This window comes from Streptomyces sp. NPDC127038, assembly GCF_042725875.1.
Classification (GTDB): Bacteria; Actinomycetota; Actinomycetes; order Streptomycetales; family Streptomycetaceae; genus Streptomyces.
In genome coordinates this window covers 72819-80020 of the sequence record NZ_JBHXDQ010000043.1, presented here as the reverse complement: position 1 = coordinate 80020, position 7202 = coordinate 72819, and the positions used below count along the sequence as shown (strand labels likewise).

Here is a 7202-nt window from a genome sequence, read left to right as displayed (position 1 = left end):
TCTGGGGGGGGGTGCGCGATAAGCGCGTTACAAACAAGAATAAGTGCCGCCCAGGGGCTCAGCGTGTGGGGCGGCCCCCCGGGGGGAGCCGCCCCTCACGCGTGACCGCTCACGGACCGGTCGTTCACAACCCCCTGCGCGGGGCGGGCGGCAGCGCGGCCGGGATGTGGTGCATCCCGGAGCCGTGCTGGCGTGCGCCCGGCTGCCAGACGGCCGTCGTGGTGGTGGTGTGCCCGTGCTGCGCGGCGATCTGCCGGGCGGTCTGCGCCCCGGCGCTGTACGGGCCGTACGTGCCCGACGAGCTGAACGAGTTGGAACCCCGTCCGAGGATCCCGAAGGCCTTGAACTCCAGGTTCTCCTCACCGTGCCGGTCGCCGGGCAGGGTCCTGAACGCTCTGATCCACTCGGCGTAGAGCGCGTCGTAGATCGGCGTGGCCGACGAGCCGCCCTGATGGTGAGAATCATGCACCGGCCGCGACGCCGTCACCTCTCTGCTGGGACGGAGGGAGGAGCCAGAGGCAGGGACCGGCTGGAAGGGCCGGTGGCCGGGGACGTCGTAGGTGTGCACGTACGTGCCAACGACCTCGGCGCCCAACAGATGCGGCCGGAAAGGTCATTTCGCGGTCCGCCGGGGGTGAGGGCGCACACGGGGGCGCGGGCCGCGGCCCGGGCACCCCTGAGCACCGGCCGTCGCCCGACCCGCCCGCGGCTCGCCACCATGCCCCGAAGCACCGCCGCCCGCAGCTCTCCGCCGTGCCCCGAAGCACCACCGCACACGCGCTTCCGCGCCTCGGTGGGCCGTGCGGTGTCGCGCCCTCGCGGGCTCCGTGGTTTCGCCGGGCTCCGGTTCTTCGTGATGCCCGCCGGGCCCCCGGCCCGGCGGGACGTGCTCACGTGCCGGCGAGGGGCATCGCCGCGGCGACCAGCTGGCCGTTGGCGGCCGCCTTGTCGAGCGCGTCGCGCAGCAGGTCCTCCCGGGGCTGACGGCCGATCGAGCCGACCGGCGCCGCGAACAGGAGCACCTGCTGGAGCTTGTTGGCGGCCGCGCGCCAGCTGTCGGTGACCTGGAGCGCCTGGTGGGCCTGCCACCAGGCGACGGGCGAGCCGCCACCGGTGCCCGGCTGGAGCACGGCGTGCAGCTGGCCCGCCGCGAGCAGGACGGACCAGCCGTGCAGGACCGGCGGCACCGAGTGCAGCTCGGTCGCCGGCATGAACCCCTGCTCGATCAGCAGCGGCAGGAAGTCGTCGCCGATGTCGGTCGAGCCCGGTCGCACGATCGGACCGGTCGGCTCGACGACGAGCGCCGGGTGCAGCTCGCCGTTGATCAGCACGAGTCCGCTGGTGACCCCGAGCACGGCCTGCTCGGGGACGGGGTCGGCGGGCGCGCCGTCGGGGTGGATCGAGCGGACGGCGCCCTGGAGTTGTTCCTCGGTGACCTGCACGACCTGCGAGGGGAGGCAGGTGGCGTGGGCGAAGGCGAGGACGGCGGTCTCGTCGCCGATGAACAGGACGGTGCTGGTGCGCTCCTGTTCCGAGTCGCCCGGGGTGCGGCACGACGTGCAGTCGTAACTGCCGGGGGCGTTCTCTCCGGCGAGCAGCCGGTCGGCTTCTTCGTCGCCGATCTCGGCGCGTACGTCGTCGCTGACGTCGAGCATGCGCGGCACGGTGGCTCCTCGGGATGCGGTGCGTGGCGGTGCCGGGTGGCTCCCGGCCCATGAACCGGGGGTTCCCGGCTCTTGAAGATGTCAACGGGTGATCTGTGGCCGGAGTCACGCCCGAGAGCGAACGGAATCGAACCATCCGACGCAAGGGGTGAAGGTGCCCCCGGAATCGGTTACTCCCAGTCAACTTGCAGAAGGCCGGAGCAAGTTGACCGGGTGAAGTGAGTCACAGATCGCAAGGGACGGGGGTCGACAAATCCGGAAATCACCCAATGAAATGGGTGGCCGAAAATCGATGTTCCCTACGGTAACCGCTAACTGGCCTCGAATGACAAGGAGTTGGTTGATATCGGGGCGCCTCGCTCCATAGATTCCTCCGCCGTGTGCAACGAGCACCGCTCGGGTACGTCCGCCGGCCGATCCTCTCCGGGATCACAGCAGGCCGCCGGTGGACGGGTCGGAGCGCGACGGCCGCGTCCAACGCGCAGGCCATCGCGCCCCTTCCTGGGGGACCCCGGGTGTTTCGAGAGGGAAATACATGTCCGCATGTGCCGACAGCACCCACGGGAACGGCCAGAAGGCTCGTACGGCGAACAGGACACGGACGACGGCGGTCCTCGCCGGGGCGGCACTGCTCGCCCCGCTCGGACTGCTCGCCGCGACCGGTGACGCCGCCGCGGCCGACAGTGGGGTGTGGGACCGCATCGCCCAGTGCGAGAGCGGCGGCAACTGGCACATCAACACCGGCAACGGCTACTACGGGGGACTCCAGTTCTCCGCCGGCACCTGGCGCGCCTACGGCGGCACGGCGTACGCGCCCACCGCCGACCAGGCGTCGAGGAGCGGGCAGATCGCCGTGGCCAACAAGGTCCAGAGCGCGCAGGGATGGGGCGCCTGGCCCACCTGCTCGGCCCGTGCCGGGGCCTACGGCAAGGCCCCCGGCTCCTCGGGGTCCGGCCGGTCGACGGAGGCCGCGAGCACGAAGGCGGCAGCCTCGAAGCCGGCCCGGAAGTCCGTCCCGGCGAAGCGGGAATCGGCGACGACGCCGTCCCGGGCGCCGGGCCACGTGAACCGCGGCTCGTCCCGCGGCGACTACACCGTCCGCGAAGGCGACACCCTGAGTGCCATCGCCGCGCGGCACGGGACCACCTGGCGGAAGATCTACGCCGCCAACCAGTCCGTGATCGGCGGTGATCCCGACCTGATCGTGCCCGGGCAGCGGCTCGACATCTGAGCCACGCTCCCCCTCGTCCCGGGCACAGGGCCCCATCCGGTCGTCCGACCGGGTGGGGCACCTGGCGTGCCGGGCGCGGGCTGGGCGGGTGCGCCGGACCCGCTGTTTAGCGTGGCCCGATGTCACTCATGCCGACCCGTCGGACTCCGCCCGCCCCACGCACCGCGTCCCGGCCGCCGAGCGGACGCGTGCGGTGCGCGGCCGTACTGGCCGCCCTGCTGGCCGCCCTCGTCCCGCGCGCCGCGGAGGCCGCGGCCCCGCCCCCGCTCCCCGGTCCCGGGGCGCTCCGGGGCGCCTACGACTGCGCGAACGACGAGTGGCCCTGGACCTGTCTGGCCCAGTGCGAGAGCAGCGGCCGCTGGCACGCCAACACCGGCAACGGCTACTACGGGGGGCTCCAGTTCTGGCAGCCCACCTGGATCCGCTACGGCGGTCTCGCCTACGCCCCCCGCGCCGATCTCGCCACCCGCGCCCAGCAGATCAAGGTCGCCGAGAAGGTGCTGGCCGACCAGGGCTGGGGTGCCTGGCCCGAGTGCTCCAGGTCGTACGGGCTCCAGGGCCCCTTCCACGTGGTGAAGACCGGCGAGACGCTCGCGTCGATCGCCCGCAAGTACCGGGTGAAGGGCGGCTGGCAGACGCTCTACAACGTCAACCGCAAGAAGATCGGCAGCAGCCCGGGCCGGCTGGTCAAGGGCCTCAAGCTCGTCATCCCGAAGGCGGCGGGCGCCTCCCGTACCGGGGCCCCGGCCCTGTTCGGCCCGCCCCTGGACCCGGCGGCCCGCCGCTCCGTACCGCCGTCTCTCCCCCCTCTCCGCTGAACACGACCGCGCCCCGGCGCAGTTCGTGGACGTACGTCGTCCGGCCCGGCCGTCCGCGCAGTGCCGGCGGCAGCCGCTGCTCGGCGATCACCACGCACACGTCGAGGGCGCCCAGCAGCGCGTACGTCCGGGCCGCGGCCTCCGGCGACATGCCCTGCGCCGGTTCGTCGACGAGCAGCACGCGGGGGCGGGACGACAGGGCGCGGGCGAGTGCCAGTACGCGCTGTTCGCCGCCGGAGAGGGTGCCCGCGCGGCGGGGCAGCAGCGGTTCCAGCCCCGGGTAGGCGTCGAGGGCGGCCGGGAGACGGCCGGCCGCCCCGAGCTCCAGGTTCTCGCGGACGGTCAGCGACCCGAACACCGCCCGGCGGTCCGGGACGAGACACAGCCCGCGCCTGGCCCGCTCGAACGCGGGCAGACGCGTCACCTCGGCGCCGTCCCAGACGACGGCACCCGCGGACAGCGGCACGGTCCCGGCGAGGGCGCGCAGCACGGTCGTACGGCCGGAGCCGTTGCGGCCCAGCAGCACGGTGAGTCCGGGGCCCGGGGCGACCAGGCTCACGCCGTGCAGGGCCTCCAGGGGGCCGTAGCGCACGCGCGCGGCGCGCAGGGCGACGCTCATCCGCCGGCCCTCGCGTCCAGCACGCGGTCGGCGGGACCCGAGGCGACGATCCGCCCGGCCGTCATGACATGGACGGTGTGGGCCAGGCCGGCCACCAGATCGAGGTCGTGCTCGACGACCAGGAGGGCCGTGCCGTCCGCGGCCAGCGCCCGCAGCACCCGGGCCAGCGCGGCCACCTCGCCGGTGTCCAGACCGGCCGCGGGCTCGTCGAGCAGCAGGACCCGGGGGCTTCCGGCGAGCGCCCGCGCCAGCTCGACGCGCCGCAGCGTCCCGGTCGGCAGCCCCGCCGCGGGCAGCGACCGCACCGGCCCGTCGAGGCCGAGCAGCCGCAACGCCCGCTCCATCGCCCCGGGGTCGGCGGTCCGGCCCTGTTCCGCGCCCACGCGGACGTTCTCCGCCACGGTCAGCGACGGGAAGACCGCCAGTTCCTGGAAGGTCCGCGCGATCCCGAGCCGCGTCCGGGCGTGCGCGGCCAGCCGGGTGATGTCCCGTCCGCCCAGCAGCACCTGTCCGTCCGAGGGGCGCAGTGTGCCCGCGAGACAGTGGAAGAGGGTGCTCTTCCCGGCGCCGTTGGGCCCCACGACCGCGGTGACCCGCCCGGCCGGGACGTCGAGCGTCACCCCGTCCAGAGCGGTGAACCCGTCGTGAACGACCCGCAGCCCCCGCCCCTCCAACGGCCGGCCGCCCCGGCCGCCGACGCCCCCGCTCCCACCCGCCCGACCCCCCGCGCCGGGCCCTGTGGCCCTGTGCCCGCCGGACTCGACGGCCACCGGGCCGGACCCGGTCCGTCCGGTGCCGCCCGCCGCCACCGCGTCCGACGGCTGCGCACCGCGGTCGTCGGCGCGGCCGGTTCCCCCTTCCTCCGGCGTTCCTGCCCCCGCTCCGGGCCGGGTGCCCTGTCCGGGGGCGCCCGCCGTCATCGCGTCCGACGGCTGCGCAGCGCGGTCGTCGGCGCGGCCGGTTCCCCCTTCCTCCGGCGTTCCTGCCCCCGCCCCCGGTGCCCCCGCCGTGCGCAGGCGGTGGCGGACGCGGGTGCCCAGGGGGGTCAGGGTCGCGCGGGGGGCCGGGCGGAGGCGGGACAGGGCGGTGCGCAGGGTCTCGTACGGGCCCTCGGGGAAGCGGCCGACGAGGACGGCGAGGAGGCCGATCAGGGCCGCGGCCACCCCGCCACGGGCCCCCGCGTCGAGCCCGACCAGCAGGGCGGCGGCGACGAGCGCGCCGAGGACGCTGTCGGCGCCGAGCACCACGACCGCCGCGAACCACAGCAGACTGCGCACCGGGTCGTACTCGGTCGCGTCGAAGGCCCGCAGGCCCATGCCGAGCATGCCGCCGCCCAGCGCGGCCAGCGCGGCGCCCGCGACGAACGCCGTCAGCTTCAGGGCCGGGACGCGGACGCCCGCCGCCGACGCGCCCGCCTCGTGGTCCCGCATGGCGGCCAGGGCCCGTCCCGTCCGGCCCCGGCGCAATGTGTGCGCGGCGAACAGCGCCACCGCGAGCAGCACGAGTTCCAGCACGTAGTACGCGCGGTCGCCGCCGAACCCGGCCGGGCGGTCCAGGGACAGGCCCGTCACCGCGTACGGCTGCTCGAAGACGAACCGGCTGACGCCCACGCCCACCGCGAAGGTGGCCACCGCGAGCGCCAGGCCGTGCCGTTTGATGGCCGGCCACCCGGTCAGCAGGCCGAGCGGGGCCACCAGCAGCACGGCCGCTCCCAGCGCGGCCAGCTCCGGCAGCCGCGGCAGCCCCGGGAACCGTCCCGCCGCCAGCAGCGCCGTGAACAGCGCGCCCAGGCCGGCGTACGCGGCCTGCCCCAGCGAGATCTGGCCGCCCCTGCCGGTGACCACGACCAGCGACAGCAGGACGACCCCCAGCGCGGGCACCTGCACCGCCGTGGACAGGTCCGAGCCCGCGAAGCCGAGGGGCAGCAGGAACAGCACGACGGCCACGGCCCGGACCCCGGGCGGTGCCGGCCTCCGGACCGTCGCGGGGCGCGGGAGCGCGTCACGGCCGCCGACGCCGGGCAGCACGAGCGCGGCGACGAGCAGCGCGACCACGAACAGGTTCGCGCCGACCGCCTCCAGCAGCGGCTCCGCCCACCCGGAGGGATGCAGCCGGGTCAGCTGGCTCTGGGCGACGCCGATGCCGAGCGCCACCAGCACGGCGACCGGCAGACTGCGCATCCGGGCCGCCACCGCGACCGCCATCACCTCGATGACCAGCAGCGGCAGGCCGTACGGGTCGAGCCGCACGTACGGGGCGAGGAGCACGCCCGTCAGGCCCGCGGTGAACGAGCCGAAGGCCCAGCCCGCCGCGGCCACCCGGTCGGCGTCGATACCGCCGAGCACCGCGAGCGGCCGGTCGTCGACGACGGCCCGCAGCTCCGTGCCGAAGCGGGTCCAGCGGGTCACCGCGCCCACGCCCGCGGCCAGCGCCACCGCCACGGCCAGCTGTCCCCACGGATCGGCCGACACCAGCGTCGGCGCGTCCGCCCGCGCCCCGGTGCCCCACACGAGCGCGGCGCCCCCGACCAGCAGCACGAAGACCCCGATGCTCGCGACCAGGGTCCGCGCCGGGTCGCCGCCGAGCAGGGACAGCGGCCGGAACACGAACCGCTCCAGCGCCATCCCGATGGCCGGGGCCACCACCAGCAGCGTCACCGAGGCGCCCAGCGCGAGCGGCCAGCCCCAGCCGACCGTGAACTGGCGCAGCAGATACGCGCACACCATCGCGATCGCGCCGTGCGCGAAGTTGAGCACACCGGTGGCCCGGTAGGTGACGATCAGCCCGATCCCGGTGAGCGCCGCCGCCCCGCCGACCGAGAGACCGGCGAGCGTGAGGTCCCACGTCAGCGAGGACATCAGCCGTCCGGA

The 7202-nt window shown here is 75.2% G+C and carries 6 protein-coding genes; 2 read left to right on the top strand and 4 right to left on the bottom strand.

All coding sequences use genetic code 11. The annotated features are described in order from the left end of the window. Window positions 1–124: 124 nt before the first annotated feature. Both ACFWI4_RS26545 and ACFWI4_RS26540 read right to left on the bottom strand, forming a co-directional pair. Window positions 125–469 (bottom strand): hypothetical protein, encoded by a 345-nt coding sequence (locus tag ACFWI4_RS26545; RefSeq protein ID WP_387200841.1) that lies wholly within the window; start codon window positions 467–469, stop codon window positions 125–127. A gap of 421 nt (window positions 470–890) precedes the next feature. Further along, a complete protein-coding gene (locus tag ACFWI4_RS26540; protein WP_385406896.1) occupies window positions 891–1664 on the bottom strand; it encodes a hypothetical protein in 774 nt (257 codons plus the stop codon). A 535-nt stretch (window positions 1665–2199) separates the two neighbouring features. On the opposite strand from ACFWI4_RS26540, the gene ACFWI4_RS26535 reads away from it, so the two are divergent. After that, a complete protein-coding gene (locus tag ACFWI4_RS26535) occupies window positions 2200–2895 on the top strand; it encodes a transglycosylase family protein (RefSeq protein ID WP_387200837.1) in 696 nt (231 codons plus the stop codon). Window positions 2896–3014: 119 nt separating this feature from the next. Further along, window positions 3015–3713, top strand: a complete 699-nt coding sequence (locus ACFWI4_RS26530) for a transglycosylase family protein (protein ID WP_387200834.1) — start codon at window positions 3015–3017, stop codon at window positions 3711–3713. On the opposite strand, the gene ACFWI4_RS26525 is transcribed toward ACFWI4_RS26530, so the two are convergent. After that, window positions 3601–4332, bottom strand: coding sequence for an ABC transporter ATP-binding protein (locus ACFWI4_RS26525; protein ID WP_387200831.1), 732 nt, complete (start codon window positions 4330–4332; stop codon window positions 3601–3603). The two genes, ACFWI4_RS26530 and ACFWI4_RS26525, sit on opposite strands and share 113 nt — an antisense overlap. Beyond that, entirely contained in the window at window positions 4329–7190 is a 2862-nt protein-coding gene (locus ACFWI4_RS26520) for a branched-chain amino acid ABC transporter permease/ATP-binding protein (protein ID WP_387200828.1), read from the bottom strand. The genes ACFWI4_RS26525 and ACFWI4_RS26520 overlap by 4 nt, the downstream gene beginning before the upstream one ends. Window positions 7191–7202 lie beyond the last annotated feature (12 nt).

Bases quoted from the DNA above. Each gene is read 5' to 3' on its own strand.
- ACFWI4_RS26535 (WP_387200837.1), top strand. From the start codon at position 2,200: ATGTCCGCATGTGCCGACAGCACCCACGGGAACGGCCAGAAGGCTCGT.
- ACFWI4_RS26530 (WP_387200834.1), top strand. From the start codon at position 3,015: ATGTCACTCATGCCGACCCGTCGGACTCCGCCCGCCCCACGCACCGCG.
- ACFWI4_RS26525 (WP_387200831.1), bottom strand. From the start codon at position 4,332: ATGAGCGTCGCCCTGCGCGCCGCGCGCGTGCGCTACGGCCCCCTGGAG.
- ACFWI4_RS26520 (WP_387200828.1), bottom strand. From the start codon at position 7,190: ATGTCCTCGCTGACGTGGGACCTCACGCTCGCCGGTCTCTCGGTCGGC.